This window comes from Clostridium sp. YIM B02555 (assembly GCF_022320955.1).
Classification (GTDB): Bacteria; Bacillota; Clostridia; order Clostridiales; family Clostridiaceae; genus Clostridium; species Clostridium saccharoperbutylacetonicum.
This window is the reverse complement of sequence record NZ_JAKJJY010000017.1, coordinates 123,421-139,626: the sequence shown is the minus strand read 5'-3', so window position 1 is coordinate 139,626 and position 16,206 is coordinate 123,421. Positions and strand designations below refer to the sequence as shown.

15 protein-coding genes are annotated in these 16,206 nt (G+C 27.1%); 13 read left to right on the top strand and 2 right to left on the bottom strand.

Annotation, left to right across the window (positions count from 1 at the left end; all coding sequences use genetic code 11):
• The first annotated feature begins 750 nt into the window (after nt 1-750).
• The 4 genes from L3B98_RS20545 (at nt 751) to L3B98_RS20530 (ending at nt 4,551) form a co-directional block, all read left to right on the top strand.
• On the top strand, nt 751-1,488 hold the full coding sequence (locus tag L3B98_RS20545) for an ATP-binding cassette domain-containing protein (RefSeq protein WP_238918069.1): 738 nt from the start codon (nt 751-753) through the stop codon (nt 1,486-1,488).
• Complete coding sequence (locus L3B98_RS20540; RefSeq protein WP_238918068.1) at nt 1,460-2,197, top strand: ABC transporter permease; 738 nt, start codon at nt 1,460-1,462, stop codon at nt 2,195-2,197. The genes L3B98_RS20545 and L3B98_RS20540 overlap by 29 nt, the downstream gene beginning before the upstream one ends.
• 100 nt (nt 2,198-2,297) lie before the next feature.
• Nucleotides 2,298-3,728 carry a HAMP domain-containing sensor histidine kinase gene (locus tag L3B98_RS20535; protein ID WP_238918067.1) on the top strand — a complete coding sequence of 477 codons (1,431 nt, stop codon included), beginning with the start codon at nt 2,298-2,300 and terminating at the stop codon, nt 3,726-3,728.
• Between the two features lie 121 nt (nt 3,729-3,849).
• Nucleotides 3,850-4,551: a response regulator transcription factor gene (locus L3B98_RS20530; protein WP_077361388.1), complete on the top strand. Its 702-nt coding sequence runs from the start codon at nt 3,850-3,852 to the stop codon at nt 4,549-4,551.
• 36 nt (nt 4,552-4,587) lie between these two features.
• On the opposite strand, the gene L3B98_RS20525 is transcribed toward L3B98_RS20530, so the two are convergent.
• Nucleotides 4,588-5,160: a zinc dependent phospholipase C family protein gene (locus L3B98_RS20525; RefSeq protein WP_238918066.1), complete on the bottom strand. Its 573-nt coding sequence runs from the start codon at nt 5,158-5,160 to the stop codon at nt 4,588-4,590.
• A gap of 282 nt (nt 5,161-5,442) precedes the next feature.
• On the opposite strand from L3B98_RS20525, the gene L3B98_RS20520 reads away from it, so the two are divergent.
• The 5 genes from L3B98_RS20520 (at nt 5,443) to L3B98_RS20500 (ending at nt 10,259) form a co-directional block, all read left to right on the top strand.
• Nucleotides 5,443-6,687: an MFS transporter gene (locus L3B98_RS20520; RefSeq protein ID WP_015391609.1), complete on the top strand. Its 1,245-nt coding sequence runs from the start codon at nt 5,443-5,445 to the stop codon at nt 6,685-6,687.
• A 61-nt stretch (nt 6,688-6,748) separates the two neighbouring features.
• Nucleotides 6,749-6,889 (top strand): hypothetical protein, encoded by a 141-nt coding sequence (locus L3B98_RS20515; protein ID WP_173696276.1) that lies wholly within the window; start codon nt 6,749-6,751, stop codon nt 6,887-6,889.
• A gap of 205 nt (nt 6,890-7,094) precedes the next feature.
• Entirely contained in the window at nt 7,095-7,649 is a 555-nt protein-coding gene (locus L3B98_RS20510) for a sigma-70 family RNA polymerase sigma factor (RefSeq protein WP_015391611.1), read from the top strand.
• A 1-nt stretch (nt 7,650) separates the two neighbouring features.
• On the top strand, nt 7,651-8,790 hold the full coding sequence (locus tag L3B98_RS20505) for a hypothetical protein (RefSeq protein WP_015391612.1): 1,140 nt from the start codon (nt 7,651-7,653) through the stop codon (nt 8,788-8,790).
• A 464-nt stretch (nt 8,791-9,254) separates the two neighbouring features.
• A complete protein-coding gene (locus L3B98_RS20500) occupies nt 9,255-10,259 on the top strand; it encodes a hypothetical protein (protein WP_238918065.1) in 1,005 nt (334 codons plus the stop codon).
• 122 nt (nt 10,260-10,381) lie between these two features.
• On the opposite strand, the gene L3B98_RS20495 is transcribed toward L3B98_RS20500, so the two are convergent.
• A complete protein-coding gene (locus L3B98_RS20495) occupies nt 10,382-11,242 on the bottom strand; it encodes an AraC family transcriptional regulator (RefSeq protein ID WP_238918064.1) in 861 nt (286 codons plus the stop codon).
• 721 nt (nt 11,243-11,963) lie between these two features.
• Here L3B98_RS20495 and L3B98_RS20490 point away from each other — a divergent pair.
• From L3B98_RS20490 to L3B98_RS20475, 4 genes are all read left to right on the top strand, one after another.
• Nucleotides 11,964-13,433: a UDP-N-acetylmuramoyl-L-alanyl-D-glutamate--2,6-diaminopimelate ligase gene (locus L3B98_RS20490; RefSeq protein ID WP_238918063.1), complete on the top strand. Its 1,470-nt coding sequence runs from the start codon at nt 11,964-11,966 to the stop codon at nt 13,431-13,433.
• A gap of 172 nt (nt 13,434-13,605) precedes the next feature.
• Nucleotides 13,606-14,550, top strand: coding sequence for a flavodoxin domain-containing protein (locus L3B98_RS20485; RefSeq protein ID WP_238918062.1), 945 nt, complete (start codon nt 13,606-13,608; stop codon nt 14,548-14,550).
• Nucleotides 14,551-14,683: 133 nt separating this feature from the next.
• Nucleotides 14,684-15,454 (top strand): DUF2087 domain-containing protein, encoded by a 771-nt coding sequence (locus L3B98_RS20480; protein ID WP_238918061.1) that lies wholly within the window; start codon nt 14,684-14,686, stop codon nt 15,452-15,454.
• Between the two features lie 220 nt (nt 15,455-15,674).
• A complete protein-coding gene (locus tag L3B98_RS20475; RefSeq protein ID WP_238918060.1) occupies nt 15,675-16,202 on the top strand; it encodes a sigma-70 family RNA polymerase sigma factor in 528 nt (175 codons plus the stop codon).
• Nucleotides 16,203-16,206: the final 4 nt, after the last annotated feature.

Genomic DNA, 16,206 nt, shown 5'->3' with positions numbered 1-16,206 from the left:
GACTCACGTTCGTTCGCTGAGTAAGCGATTCACACCAAATCACAGATTTGGGTTCTCTGCTTAACAACCATCATCAGCTCAATTTCACATGCCTGCTTCCAGAAAAATGTATCGGATTTCTAGTGTAGTGTTACGATTATAATTTCTCAATCATGCATTTATATTCTATTTATAAGTTTGATTATTAATTAGGATATCTATATAGATTTAATACAAGTTTTTATTAAATTTGAGATAACTTAGTTATATATCAAAGAAAGATAAATACAGTTGTGTTCAGCAGTCTTATGGAGTTTTTTATAGGCTGGTATAGCACAACTGTATTTTATTGGGTGAAGCTCTATATAAGGATGGATTTAATAGTTAATTTAGACTATTTATATATTATTTATAAATAGTTTATAAAAAAATTATATATATTTATTATACTTAATTCGAGCTATTAAAAAGAAATTGTTAATTTCAATTTTAATTGTTTTTTAGCTAAAATATTGAGGGGATGGGATTTGTGAAAAAAATAAATAATAACAATAACCATCATAAGTACTGCACTGAAGGGTAAGGTGTTAGTATAAATTATTAAATAAATCTTAGAAGAGGCAACGAACAAATGGGTATGAGAGGTTTTTTGATAGATAAATTAAAGGGTATTTTATCTTCAGTTGTCAATTCTAAGGTTTATTTTGTTATAATTTAATATTTTATTTAAAGTCTAATGGGTTAATTTTTATAAAGAAAAGGTGGGGGAGGATGAAACCTGTACTTAAAGTAAGTGAACTGACAAAGAAATATAAAAATGATCGTGGAATTATAGATATATCTTTTGAAGTTGAGCAGGGAGATATATTTGGACTACTTGGACCAAATGGATCAGGAAAAACTACTATTATGAAAATCATCACCGGCTTATCACATGCTGATAAAGGTAGTGTTCAAATATTTGGAAATAATATTTTAAAAGAAAGTTTGAAAGAAGTAGGATGTCTTATTGAGGAACCTGCAATATATGAATATCTTACAGCTAGAGAAAATTTAAAGCTTGCAGCAAATTATTACGATGAAATAAAGAAGCCTAGAATAGATGATATTCTTACACAAACGGGATTGATAGAGCATGCAGATAAGAAAGTTAGAAAGTATACTCCAGAGATGAAGCAGAGATTAGGAATAGCATTAGCTTTTATTTCTAAACCTAAATTAATTATTTTAGATGAGCATAATAATAAATTGGATAGTAATGGAATTGAAGAGATTAAGAAAATGATACTTAAACATTCAAGGCTTGGAGCTACATTTCTTATTTCTAGTCATAGACCACATGAAATAGAGTCAATGTGCAATAAAGTTGGAATTATAAAAGAAGGAAGAATATTAGAGGTAGTTTCAATGAGAAATGCATTAGAAGAATGCGAAAATTTTAAAAAATATTATTTAATGCAGGTTGGAGGAAAGGAGATATATGAAGCAAATAAAAGCTGGAATAATTAGTGAGAGCACAAAATTATTTTCTAGAGACAAATATAGAAGGTTATTAATTTGTATTGGTATTCTAGTTATATTAATAGTTCTTTTTGATAATTTTACTAAAGGATATAACAATGTCTCGTTGTCAAATCCACCACTGAATATTTTATCAATATTAAATATAGCTTTAATTCCAATTATAAGCTATATGGCAGCTGCTGATTTATTTACCTTAGAGTATAAAAATGGTTCGATCAAGGCAATCTTGACAAGGCCTATAAGTAGGAAAAATATTATTATTACTAAGATGTTATCTATTTTAATTTATGAAATGAGTATATTGTTTACAGTATTTATATTAAGCTCAATCTTAGGAATAGCTCTTGGAAAAACCCAAATATTAATTATACCAAAGATTTTTCTTGCATATGTTATGTCTATCTTTCCAATAATTCCAAATATATTTTTTTCGATATTAATTTCTCAATTCTCAAAAAATGGCTTTTCAACAATAATGCTTTCAATTCTTATTTTTATTATTCTCTTTTTATCTTCATTATTAATTCCATCAATATCGTCAATGATATTTATTTCATATGTAAATTGGTATAAAATATTTATGGGAGTGCAAGTATCAATAAAAATAGTAGCAGAAGTTATTGGGTTATTTATAATATATTCATTAATATTTTTTTATGGAGCATATGTTATATTTAAAGCGAGAGAATATTGATTTTTGAAGGCACATTAGAATTAGTTCGGAAATAGTAAGCGACTAGGCTACAAGTTTTATTATGGTGCTTAATTGTTATATAAATTAGGAGGATATTATTATGATGATAAAAAAGCGTCTTGCTATTTCAAATATTATTATGTTAGTAGTCCCTGCAATATTAATTGTGGTAATTGCTGGTGGATTATTAGAAGCTTTTACAGAGAAATATGGCAAAAAAATAAGAATTATTAATGAAGGGACTGGGACATATAAGGTACAAAAGGCATTGGATTCTTATATAAAAGATAAAGATATAGACAATGAGAAAATAGAGGAAAGTTTAAAAAATGCAGGTTACAATTTATTAATCACTGATAATGGGACAACTGTATTCTCAAATTTAACAGATGATGATAAAGATGCTATATCTAAAATTAATGATGGTATATTATCTTCATCAGATTCAATAGTCCTTGAGATAAATTCCATTAGTTTAATAAAAAATAGTATACTTAATGATGGAAAACGCATTAATATAATTGCAATCAAAGCAAACAAGTTTATGAGCAAACAACAATTTAAGTCTGATATGAGAACTTTTTTTATAAGTTATATAAGTGTTGTATTAATAATAGCATTAATTATAATTATATTAACTAACGGTATATTATCATCACGTGTGGCTAAAAGCCTAATTGAGCCTTTGGATTTATTGAGTTATGGTGCAGGACAAATAGAGGAAGGAAATCTTGAATTTAAAATCAATTATGATAGGAAAGATGAATTCTCTAAGGTTTGTGTCGATTTTGATAAAATGAGAATGAGATTAAAAGAATCCATAGATATGAAGTTAAAATATGAAGAGGATAGAAAAGAATTGGTTGCTGGAATATCTCATGATTTAAGAACGCCACTAACAACAATAAAAGGATATGCAAAGGGTTTAAAGGATGGAGTTGCAAATACGCCTGAAAAATGTGAAAGGTATCATGAAATTATCTATAGTAAGGCATGTGACATGGACATGCTAGTGGATAAATTATTTTTATTTTCTAAATTAGATACAGGAAAATTTCCATTTATTTTTGAAAAAGTGAATTGTAATGATTTCTTTTTAAGTTTTCTAAATATAGCTGTTAACGAATTTAAAATAAAAGGTCTTAATTGTATTTATGAAAATAATTGTGAGGATAATGTATATTTTAATATTGATTGTGAAGAAATGCACAGAGTATTAGCAAATATACTTGAGAATAGTGTAAAATATAAAGAGAAAGATATTGGAAATGCTAAAATTAAAATAGATAAGATGGAAGATGAGGTTGTCATAAAAATTCAAGATGATGGTCCTGGGGTTATAGAAGAAAATCTTTCACGCTTATTTAAAGGCTTTTTTAGAGAAGATGCATCAAGATCTAACCCTAGTGAAGGAAGTGGGCTTGGCCTTTCTATAGCAGAATATATAGTGAAAGCACATAAGGGAACAATTAGAGCTGAAAATAATAATGGGCTTACAATTATTATAACATTACCAATTTATAATGAATAAATTAGTATAAAGGAGTTCGATTTCAGATAAACTTATAAATATATACAACTTTGTCAAAATTTTAACAATGAATATATAAGAACAAGATTATTAATATATGGGTGTTATGGGAGCGATAAAAATGAAAAAAATACTTATTATAGAAGACGACAAGCTTATAGCTGAATTAGAGAGAGATTATTTAGAAATAGGTGGTTTTGAGATAGAAATTGCAATGAATGGAGACGAAGGTTTGAATCTTGCATTAAATAAAGAATTTGATTTAATACTTCTGGATTTAATGCTTCCAGGTAAAAGCGGTTTCCAAATTTGTAAAGATGTAAGAAAGCATAAAGAGATACCAATATTAATGGTTACAGCAAAAAAAGAATCTATAGATAAAATTAGGGGGCTTGGAATCGGCGCAGATGATTATATTGTTAAGCCTTTTGATCCAAGTGAACTTGTAGCAAGAGTAAATGCACATCTTTCACGTTATGATAGATTAACGACAATAGAAAAAAAGAAGGAACTTTCAGAGCTTGAGGTTATGAATTTTGGAAGGCTTAAGATATATACAAAGGCTTGGAGGGTGTATGTTGAAGATAAGGAAATTAAATTTGCAAATAAAGAATTTGAACTATTATTATTTCTTGCAACAAATCCTAATATAGTTTTTTCTAAAACAGCTCTTTTAGATAGGATTTGGGGAATGGATTCTCTTGCAGATGTTCCTACAGTGACTGTACATATTAATAGAATAAGAGAAAAGATTGAGGAAAATAGTAGCAATCCTAAATACATAGAAACTGTATGGGGAGCTGGTTATAGATTCAAAATATAATTTTAAATTATATTTTGAATCTATTATTAAATTTAGCTATATCGTATTATATGATTCTTTTGAATAGTTTAAATTAAAAACAGAAGAACAAACTAAAAATGTTAATTCGAAGCAATGTTTGATATCCCAAAAATAAGATGCCTGTCCTTTGGAGTAATTAGATAATATAGCATCAATTGAAGCTTTTAGTGTAGATAAATTATTTAAATTTAAAGAACTTGTTTTGGAATGAAATTGATTTCTTAATTTATCAAAATTATTAAGTAAATATTTTTGTAATTCACGTTCGTATTTTAAATGCGATGGAATATTGCCAATTGAACCAGAAATGTGAGAGTGGCAACAGAAATCACATAGATAATGAACTACAATTCCTAATTGTAAGGAAGAGAATGCATCAAACTTTTTCACTGAAATAAGTTTTTCTATTTTTTTATTTATATAGGACAAAGATTTTTTCATATAATGAGGGTGAGTTTTAACATGCCAGCTTTGATCAACCATTATTAATCCAAAGTTAAACATAAATTTAGAGAAACCTTTGGGAATGATGTTTATATTTTTACTTAGGAGTAATTCACCTAGTTTAACATGAGTTTTTACTTTCATAATTAATCCTTCCTTTAGTATTAAAATAATTCGTTCGTGACGCGATTTTGAAAGAAAAATGTAGAATTTTAGAAACTATATATTTTATAATACATATTTACATTATAAATGTAAAGATAATATAAAGAAAATTTAAAATTATTATAAAATTTAGAAAAAATAAATAATTCAAAATTAACCTTTTATTGGCTTAGAATATAGTGTATAATGCATAGTAATACTTTAAAGTGCGTGTTTACGACGCTTTTTTTTGTAATAGACAACTAAATGGGGGGGCTATAAATGAATATTTTTAACACTTATAAAGGGCTGCCGAGAAGTATATATGCTCTATTTTTCGTGCAGATAATTAATAGGTTTGGGGATTTTGTATTTCCATTTTTATCTTTGTTATTAACACAAAAATTAAATTTCTCTTATTCAATTACGGGTGTGATTGTAATGATAACGTCATTAGTTTCAATGCCTGCAGCACTTTTAGGAGGAAAATTTGCAGACCAGATTAGCAGACGAAAAACTTATTTTGTGGGTCAGGGATTAGCAGCAGTAGCTATATTAATTTGTGGAATTATAAAAAATCCTATAATCATTGTTGTATTGTTAATCATTTCAGCATTTTTTAATGGTTTTGTAAGACCAACACTTTCAGCTATTATTGCTGATGCATTAACACCAGAAAAAAGACAAATTGGAGGGTCATTGACTTATTTAGGAATAAATATAGGAGTTGCAGTTGGACCTATTGTAGCGGGATTTTTGTTTAATAATTATATTTCACTTCTGTTTATATTAGATGCTTTAACTTCATTTATTGCAATAATAATTTTTTATATCTATATAGATGAAACAAAACCTAAACTTAATGTGAAAGAAGATGAAAATTCAAAGGAAAAAGAAGAAACAGGTAATTTGCTTCAAATCTTATTGAAAAGACCACAATTAACACTTTTTATGATATTTAACATGTTTTATTGTTTTGCATATACCCAAATTTCATTTTCAATGCCTATGATGTTAAATGAAGTTTTTGGAACTGAGGGTACCACAAAGTTTGGATATTTAATGAGTATAAATGCGCTGACTGTAATATTTTTAACTGTTATAATCATCACAATAACAAGAAGATTAACAACCCTTGTTAATATAATTCTAGCAGGAATTTTTTATGCAATAGGCTTTGGAATGATAGGGATAATAGGAAATTCCTTCTTTCTATATATAATTTCAACCATAATCTGGTCAATAGGTGAAGTTATAGCATCAACCAATAATGGTGTGTATATAGCTAATAACAGTCCTAAAAATTTCAGAGCAAGAATTAGCGCAGTTAGTAATTTAACTTATGCTATTTCAATTTCTTTAGCCACTTCACTAGTTGGAAGATTCATAGATTCCTATGGATTGAATAAAGTATGGACATTAGTATTTGTTGTAGTTGCTGTTGGGGTAGGTTTCATGATAGCATTACACATATATAATTTAAAGAGCAAGAAAAAGGCAGTGAAACATAGAGAAGTTGCTTGTTAAATTTAGTTTAGAATAAATTTTTCTTATATGGTAAACATATTTCATATAAGGAGGCGCTTTTATGACAAATAAACGAAAGGTTACCAAAAAGCAAATGGCTTCTCTAGGATTGAAAAAAACAGAAAATGGTGATTATGAATATATAAATCCAGAAGATAAAACAAAATCAAAATATAAACCTGTACGAAAAGAGTCTAATTAAAAGGCTCTTTTTTGTTGGAATTAATTGTATTCATAAGTAGATTAGAGAGTTTATATACACAAAACAGTTTTTAATTATAATATTTCAATTAGTGTTGTCAGATTTAAAATTATTATTACGAAATGAATAGTATAAAACAAAATATTACTCTTCCAATATTGGCACAGGAAAAAATTAAAAGTTTAAGATTGAAAGAAGGTGCATTTTGATTTCAGATATTGAATTACTTAACCTTTTAAATACAAAACCAGAAGCTGGTCTGAAGGTTATGATGGAAAAATATATGCCGCTTATTTATACAATAATATTTAATAAACTTTCAGGGATATATTCAAAGGAGGATATAGAAGAATGTGTAAGTGATGTTTTTTTAGCAATATTTCAAAATAGGTATAGGATCAATTTGGAAAAGGGATCTATAAAAGTTTTTTTAGCAGTGGTAGCCAAAAGAAAAGCAATAGACTTATATAGAAAAAATAAAAATAATAACTATATTCCTTTAGAAGATATTTCAGAAGATTTATTCTGTATAGAAAATCATGTAGAAGCTTCGGTAGTTACTAAAGAAAACAATTCTATTTTAATTAATGCCATAAAATCTTTAGGTGAACCAGATGGTGAGATAATTATTAGAAAATATTACTTACACCAAAGTTCAAAAGATATTTCTAAGGAACTAGGGATTAAGGTTAATACTATTGATAAAAAGGTATCAAGATGCATGGGAAAATTAAAAAAATTATTAGGAGGTATTATATAAGTTGGAAGATAAATTGTTTGCAAAATTAGATGAATTAGATATAAAAGAGACAAATTTGCTATTAGATGATGAAATTAAAATACAAATGAGTATTTTAACAAAAAGAAGAATTGAACAATCCATAATGAAAAAAGCAGGATATGAGCCTGAAAATAAAACACTTAAAGATAAAATTTATAATATTTTAGGAGGATTAATTATGAAAAGAAAAATCGCACTAGCATTATCAGGAGCGTTAATTTTAAGTTTAGGAGGAGGGGGATTTGCATATGCAAAAACTACTCCAGTAGCATATGTTAGCATGGATATAAATCCAAGTGTAGAATTAGGAGTTAATACTTTTAACGAGGTTGTGTCAGCTGAAGCTTATAATGAAGATGGAAAAAAAGTATTAGAAGGCACAAACTTAATTAAAACTGATGTTGATAAGGCTGTAAGTACAATAATTACTAATGCTATTGAAGATGGATATGTAAAAGAAGATGGTACATCAGGTATCGAAATAGCTACAGCTTCTGACAAAGATAAAGTTGCGGATAAGTTAGAGGAAACTGTAAAAGAAGTAGTTAATAAAACTTTAGAAGATAATGAAGTTGATGCAACAGTTGAAGCTGAAAAGGTAGCACTTCAAAGAAGAGATGAAGCGAGAAAGCTTGGAATTACACCTGGAAAGTTAAATCTTATACAAAAACTTCAAGAATTGGATCCATCAATAAAAGTTGAGGATTACAAATCAAGTTCTGTTAAAGAGATCATGAAAAAGACTAATGAATTAAGAAAAGCTAACAAACAAAATGAAGAAAATTTAGAAAGTACAGCAACAGATAGTGAGAATGTAAGTAAGGATAGTGAAACAACTACTCAAAATGATGATAAGCAAAGCACTTCAACACAAAATACAACTGATTCAGATAAAACTTCAAATGTAAAAGAGGAAAAAAATAATGGTGTTTCTAAAACAAATGAGAATAATGGTAAAAAGGACGATGAAGTTAAGAATGACTTAAAGCAAGGCAACAATGCTAATTCAACTTCAGAAAAGAAGAATAATAGTAATGCAAATGCTCAAGGTAACAATAATTCCTCAAAGTCAGAAAATAACAATAAAAGCAATAGCAGCAATAAAGGAAATAATAAATAACAGTTAATAGCTGAAAGAAATAAGATAACCTGCTTTATAGTGGTGGGTTATCTTATTTTTTAGGAATAATTTATTTTTTTACCACATAACATAAATTTATAAGGGTGTTATAGAAAATGATTTGATATTATTTACTATAAATTATCAATAATAATAAAATATATATTAAATAATATTTAATTATTAAATTTATACTAAATTTATAAAGGAAATTTCTAATATTTGTAGAATATAATATATATAATTATAGGAGGTGGTTAAAATGGGATAATTGTTTTATGATAATTAATTTGGGTTATGGTATAAAATAGACATCCTTTGCATAAAGACGTTAACATAAGTGCTTATTAATGTTATTAAGATAACATTTTTAATATAGTATAGATGTGTCCTCATAAGCATCGATATACTAATTGAAAAATAACAGATATAGTTACGTAGTAATTGTAAAAGGAGAGTGGCATATGGGTAAAAAATACATTATGTTTGTTAATGAAAATGGGTTTTTAACAGACAAAGATGAGAATTTCACGATGGTTGGGGTAGTATTTGAATGCGATTATTGCGGTGATTCTAAGTATTATGAATGTGAACTTAAAATGAAGTTGGATGAGTATAAGAATAAGGTATTTAGTGGTGGTACTAATGTATTTTTAGATGATATGATTCTTAAAGAAGAGGTTTACAGAGGGATAAATAAGAGAGAAAGAACAAAATTTGCAAGTGAATTAGCATCATTATTTAAGGATTTCAAATTTTCAATAGTTACTAGTACTGTTAAAAGAGATATGTCAGATTCATATTCAAGAGCAGCTAAAAAATTATTGAAAGAATTTTATACTTATGTAATGAAAAAGAATGGACAATCAGGTGGGATTATTTTAGAAGCAAAAAATGATAAGAGTGGTAATCAACAGGCTTTCTTTGATATATATAATGATAGAAATGAGAACTTAAATATAATAGGTGACGTTTCTGAAAAGATTAGTAGTTTTATGATATGTGATAAAAGCAACAATATGTTTGGAACTGGTATAGAGTTATTGAATATATTAAATAATATATTGTTTAGAGTATCTAACGGTTTTAAAGAATTTGATTCAAAATTAATATCTTATGTTGAATATGGTAATAGAAATAAAGTTTTTGATATTATTAAACGCAAGATATATAAAGATGTAGAAATAAGAATTGGAGAAGAACTATCAAGTGAAAAGCTTGTTAACAGTGCAACTCTATTTAATCAAGAATTAAAGGAATTAAAAGACGAATTAGTATTTAAGAACATAATAATTAATAAACAAGAAGAAAAAATTGAACAGTTAACTGCTAAAGTTAATTTATTAAATGAACAGTTAGAAGCAGTTTTATTTAATAAGGAAAGTGAAAATATGATGTCTAAAATTCTTTCTGAAATAAATGTTAAAATTCAAGGCTTCGATAAAATGACTAAAGTAGCTAAGAATTAAACTTTGAATTTAAATGAAGAACAGAATAATAATTATGAATATTAGGATATAGAAGTGGTAAGAAAATAAATGGGTTAGAACTACCTCAAAGTAAAATAATACTTTGAGGTAGTTTTTTATGCTTAATTTTTAGAAGAAAAAGTGCTAGGTGATTTATTAAACATATTTTTAAAGGAACGAAGAAAGGATGAATAATCATTAAATCCACATAGTGTATAAACTTTAGTAATGGATTCTCCTGATTTAATAAGATCCTTAGCCAGTAAAAGCCTTTTTTGATTCACATAATTGTGGACAGTGTATCCAGTTTCTCTTTTAAATTTGTGCATAAGATAATATTTACTAAGGTAAAATTTTTGAGATAAAGTTTCTATGGAAAGATCTTCACATAAATTATTATTTATGTACTTTAAAATTGTTTCTATTTGCTTATCGTATTTAAGGTTAAGAGAATTTTCATCATTTATATATGCATTATCTAGGTGAACTCTATTTAAATATATAAGCAATTGGATAAATAATGAATTACTTAAAAGCTTGCTTCCAAAGTTATTTGAATTAAAGGAGTTTTCAAGAGATTCAATTATAAATTTAATATTGTCTTGAAAATTTGTTTCTAATCTAATGAGATTAAAACTCTTTTCGTTTGCTAATTTAAAGCATGTCAATAAATCACAGTTTTCATAGCTATGATTATCTATAAAATTTGAATCAGCCCAAATAATGATTCTTTCATAAGTTTTAGCTGGATTAATGATAGGCTTATGGACATCGTGGTTATTAACAAGTAAAATATCCCAAGGTTTTAAATTATAAGCCTTACCTTCAATTAAATAAGTTACATCTCCAGAGAGAAAAATTATTATTTTATTAAAGTCATGGTAATGAAATTCAAATTCTTGATTTTTTTTATCTTTTAAATGAAATAGTTGAAAGTCTCTATTTAAGTAGCCAGATTTATTGTTAATATAATCTTTATTCATATAGTAATCACCTTTTAAATTTATATATAAGTTCTATATGCATTGCAATTATCAAATAACTGAACTTTATCCTTGGAATTATAGATATCCAAAGCGAGAATTAGACTTATGCAACAATTATCGAAATCAGATACATTTATCTTCCACAGGACTAGTGAAATTTTCGCTGGAAGGTTCTAAATGGTGGCTTGTCGTCATTTCAGCGTGTTCCAGATGTAAAATCCCCAAGGAGAAAGTTCATGTTTCCAAATATAAAAGCTCCAGGGAGAAAGTTCGTGTTTCCAAATATAAAATTTGGACACTTACTTTTTGGACATTCACTTTTGGACAAGCTGTAAATGAAACAAGCCATAGAGGAAACTCGACTCACTTTCGTTCGCTGAGTAAGCGATTCACACCAAATCACAGATTTGGGTTCTCTGCTTAACAACCATCATCAGCTCAATTTCACATGCCTGCTTCCAGAAAAAAAGTATCTAATTTCTAGTGTAGTGTTACGATTATAATTTCTCGATGATGCACACATTCCGTTTATAAGTTTGATTTTTAATTTGGATATCTATGTCAGTATTTATAATTGGCACATATATAATCAATTTAAATGATAGAGCACTTTTTGCAATATTTCAAGCAATATATGCACTATTTATTGCGAAAATGTTGAATATAATTATATTATGGTAAAAACATAGGTGAAAAAACATATTTGGAGGAAAAAACAATGAAGTTATATAAATTATTGCAGGATATAAAGTACGAAGTGATTAATGGCGGTGTTGATATAGATATCTCAAATATTAGTTATGATTCAAGAAAAATAAAAGAAAATTCAATATTCGTTTGCATAAATGGGGTAAATGTGAATGGACATGATTATATAAAAGAAGCAATAAAAAAAGGCGCTTTAGCAATAATAATTGAGGAAGAAATACAAGTTAAAAATGAAAATATAGCTGTAATAAAAGTAGATAATTCAAAGGTGGCATTAGCAAGTATGGCAAACGTATTTTATAATGAGCCATCAAAAGAGATTAATTTAGTTGGAGTAACTGGGACCAATGGAAAAACTACGGTTATTCATTATATTAAAGACATACTAGAAGCATATAATAAGAGAACAGCTGTAATAGGTACTTTAGGCTATGAATTTGAAAATAAAGAGGCAAATATACAGAAAATAAATCCAACAACACCAGAAGCATTGGAGTTACAAGGTTTGTTTAGAGAGTTCATTGATAAAGGTGCTGAAAATGTAATAATGGAAGTTACGTCTTCTGCATTGGCAAAGTATAGAGTTGAAAATTGCGATTTTAATGTTGGTGTATTCACAAATTTATCTCAAGATCATTTAGATGAACATGGTACTATGGAAAATTATAAGAATGAAAAAATGAAATTATTTAGAAAATGTTCTATAGGAGTTATTAATTTAGATGATAAGATTGCTGAAGAAATTATTGAAAAGGCAACTTGTAAGATTTTAACTTATGGAATAAATAAAGAAGCTGATATTAAAGCAACAGATATTAGATATAAAAATGATTGTGTTATCTTTAAGATTAAGTTTAAAGAAATGAATTGGTCTTGGTGGTCAGGGAAAGATTTAAAAGTTAATATTCCAGGGAAAGTGACTGTTTATAATGCTTTAGCGGCAATAGGTGCTTGCTTAGGACTTGGAATGGATATTAGTGATGTTGTTAGTGCATTATCTAACCTTAAATATGTTCCAGGTAGATTAGAAATGGTAACAAACAGTTTAAATAAAAATATAATAGTTGATTATGCGCATACACCAGATGCTTTGGAAAGATTATTAATGATGGCAAGAGAAACTACTGATGGAAGATTAGTAACTGTATTTGGATGTGGTGGAGATAGGGATAAATCAAAGAGAAAGATTATGGGAATGGCAGCTGGAATTTTATCAGATTATTGTATAATAACCTCTGATAATCCAAGGACAGAAGATCCAGAAAAGATTATTGAAGATGTAGAAGAAGGAATGGAGAAAATAAATTCAAGCTATGAAAAAATTGCAGATAGAAGAAAGGCCATTGAAAAAGGCTTGAAGCTTTTAAAAGAAGAGGATTTGTTAATAATAGCAGGAAAAGGTCATGAGAATTATCAAATAATAGGTAATGAAAAGATACATTTTGATGACAGGGAAATCGTTAAAGAAATTTTAGGATAAATTAATAATATGGTTTAGAAGTTAAATTTAAAAAGTTAAAAAAATCTCTGCAATTTTAGATTGTAGAGATTTTTTGTAATAAGTATTATTAATTCTAATTATAGTATATAGATATATTATAAAGGAATGGTCTAAAATATTAATTATATTAGAAGGAAAGGAATGAAGATTTATGAGAAATACATTAATTATTAGTGAAAGTCATTATGGAACTGCTAAAAAGGCTGCGGACATAATTGCTTTAATTTTAGGAAATTCAAGAAGTGTTGATGTAAGCAAGGTTCCACTGGAAATTAATAAATATAAAAATATAGTCTTGGTATTTGGGTTTTATGGATATAACACTGGAAAAAAGCTTAAAGAATATTTAGTGATTGAAAAAAATAATATGGTAACTAAAAATGTAGCTATTATTGGAGTTGGATTATCGTGCAAAGATATTACTAAATATGCAGAATGTATTGAAAATTGTATTGGTAAAAAGGTAGAGTTTGTAGATTTTGTTCAAGGGGAATTGAGAATTGATAAGCTTACTGAAGAAGATAAAATAATTTTTAAAAATTTTTTAAAAAAGATAAATATGAAATTCGAGGATATGGGGAATTTTGATAAGAAAAAAGCAATTGAATTAGCAAGCAGAGTAGGAAGAATTTTAAATAAGCCTGAACAAGAAATGGAAAGGGAAGAATTAATAAATGAAATTAATAAGTTTATTACGAGTCATAATACCTGTACTCTTTCAACGGGAAGTGGAAATTTTATTAGAAATACACCAATAGAACATATATATTATAAAAATAATTTCTATTTTATTAGTGAAGGCGGATTTAAATTTAAGGGATTATTACAAAATTCAAATGTTTGTATAGCTATATTTGATAATTACACTTCTATGAGTAATCTTAAGGGGCTGCAGGTATCAGGGAAAGGGATGCTGATTCCTTATTTAAGTGAGGAATATATTGAAGTGATGAGCTTTAAAGGAATAAAAATAGAAACTTTGAAGAATATTCCAATAAACATGAATTTGATAAAGGTTATTCCAGAACAATTTGAATTTTTAAATACAGATTTTAAAAATAAAGGATTTGATTCAAAGCAGTATTATTTTGCATAATAAAAAAGGTACTATGTAGTTTTTATAATTATCAGCAACGTGACTATATAGAGTTGGTTTACTTGTATATAGATATTGTATTAAAATATAGTATAATAATTAATAGATTAAAAAGTGAGAGGAACTAAAGTCTATGGAGATTAAGTCAAATGAATTATTTTGGAGTGCTGGAATAGATGAAGTAAAAAAAGGTTATATTGAAACTGAAAATGATTATAGATGTATTATATGTGAAGAAGCTTATGAAAAAGGACGCATATTTGAAGTGAATTCAAAATTATATGATGCAAGAAAGGCAGCAGAATTACATATTAAAGAAAAACATGGTTCAATGCTTGAATATTTACTTAGAATGAATTCAAATTTCACAGGAGTGTCTGAGGTACAAAGAGAGTTAATAACGCTAATAGCTCAAGGATTAACGGATAAAGAAATAGCAGTAGAGCTTGGAGTTGCACAATCAACTATAAGAAATCATAGATTTAAGTTAAGAGAAAAGGAAAAGCAAGCAAAATTATTCTTAGCCATGATGGATTTACTTTCAAAAAATACTAATAAGAAGATTAACAAATTAGATAAAGGTATTATATGTGATCCTCATAAAACAGCAACTACCATAGATGATAGGTTTAATATAACTGATGAAGAAAAATTAAATGTAATTAACACATATATGGATGAAAATAAAGCTTTGAAGAGTTATCCTGCTAAGGAAAAGAAAAAAATTATTGTTTTAGAGGAGATATCAAAGAATTTTACAAAGGGAAAGACTTATTCAGAAAAAGAAATAAATAGAATCCTTGAAAGAGTGTATGAAGATTATGCAACAATAAGAAGGGCGTTAATAGAGTATGGTTTTATTGAAAGAGCTAAAGATTGTAGCAATTATTGGTTAAAAGAATAATACAATAGGAGGCGCTGATAATAGTGGAATATTATTGGTGCTTTTTATTTTTTATGTGAAAAATTATTTACTATATATAATTAATTTAAATAATTTGTGAGCATTTTTATATTTTAAATAATCTAATGATTGTAATGCTTAAGTATGTAAAGAAAATAACAGCTTTAAAGTTTACTAAAATATATGTATTGACTTAGTATATAAATTCAAGGGGGAAAAGATGGAGTTGATATCATTTTTAAATTATAGGAAAAAATCAACAGTATCTAAGGCAAAGAAAGGTGACAAAGAAGCTTTTTTAGCACTTATAGATGAAAACAGGTTAAATCTTTATAGAGTAGCCAGAGGGATTTTAAAAGATAAGGAAGATATTGAAGATGCTCTTCAAGACACAATAATAAATTCTTTTGAAAAATTATGGACTTTAAAGAAAGATGAGTATTTTAAAACTTGGATAATAAAAATTTTAATTAATGAGTGCAATAAAATATTAAGAAAAAATAAAAGGGTTATGTCACTAACTGAAAAAATTGATATAGAAGCATATAGGGACAGCTATGAAAATATGGATTTAACAAGAGCAATAAATGACTTAAGTGAAGAATTAAGAATTACAACAGTGTTATTCTACTTTGAAGATATGAGCATTAAAGATATTGCGAAAATCTTAAAAATACCAGAGGGCACTGTTAGGTCAAGACTTACAAGATCAAGAGCAAAGCTTAAGGAAGTAATGAGTGAGGTATAATGTT

What these genes read in the sequence shown, in the direction of transcription:
- L3B98_RS20545 (WP_238918069.1), top strand. Translation starts at nt 751, where the DNA reads ATGAAACCTGTACTTAAAGTAAGTGAACTGACAAAGAAATATAAAAAT.
- L3B98_RS20540 (WP_238918068.1), top strand. Translation starts at nt 1,460, where the DNA reads ATGAAGCAAATAAAAGCTGGAATAATTAGTGAGAGCACAAAATTATTT.
- L3B98_RS20535 (WP_238918067.1), top strand. Translation starts at nt 2,298, where the DNA reads ATGATGATAAAAAAGCGTCTTGCTATTTCAAATATTATTATGTTAGTA.
- L3B98_RS20530 (WP_077361388.1), top strand. Translation starts at nt 3,850, where the DNA reads ATGAAAAAAATACTTATTATAGAAGACGACAAGCTTATAGCTGAATTA.
- L3B98_RS20525 (WP_238918066.1), bottom strand. Translation starts at nt 5,160, where the DNA reads ATGAAAGTAAAAACTCATGTTAAACTAGGTGAATTACTCCTAAGTAAA.
- L3B98_RS20520 (WP_015391609.1), top strand. Translation starts at nt 5,443, where the DNA reads ATGAATATTTTTAACACTTATAAAGGGCTGCCGAGAAGTATATATGCT.
- L3B98_RS20515 (WP_173696276.1), top strand. Translation starts at nt 6,749, where the DNA reads ATGACAAATAAACGAAAGGTTACCAAAAAGCAAATGGCTTCTCTAGGA.
- L3B98_RS20500 (WP_238918065.1), top strand. Translation starts at nt 9,255, where the DNA reads ATGGGTAAAAAATACATTATGTTTGTTAATGAAAATGGGTTTTTAACA.
- L3B98_RS20495 (WP_238918064.1), bottom strand. Translation starts at nt 11,242, where the DNA reads ATGAATAAAGATTATATTAACAATAAATCTGGCTACTTAAATAGAGAC.
- L3B98_RS20490 (WP_238918063.1), top strand. Translation starts at nt 11,964, where the DNA reads ATGAAGTTATATAAATTATTGCAGGATATAAAGTACGAAGTGATTAAT.
- L3B98_RS20485 (WP_238918062.1), top strand. Translation starts at nt 13,606, where the DNA reads ATGAGAAATACATTAATTATTAGTGAAAGTCATTATGGAACTGCTAAA.
- L3B98_RS20480 (WP_238918061.1), top strand. Translation starts at nt 14,684, where the DNA reads ATGGAGATTAAGTCAAATGAATTATTTTGGAGTGCTGGAATAGATGAA.
- L3B98_RS20475 (WP_238918060.1), top strand. Translation starts at nt 15,675, where the DNA reads ATGGAGTTGATATCATTTTTAAATTATAGGAAAAAATCAACAGTATCT.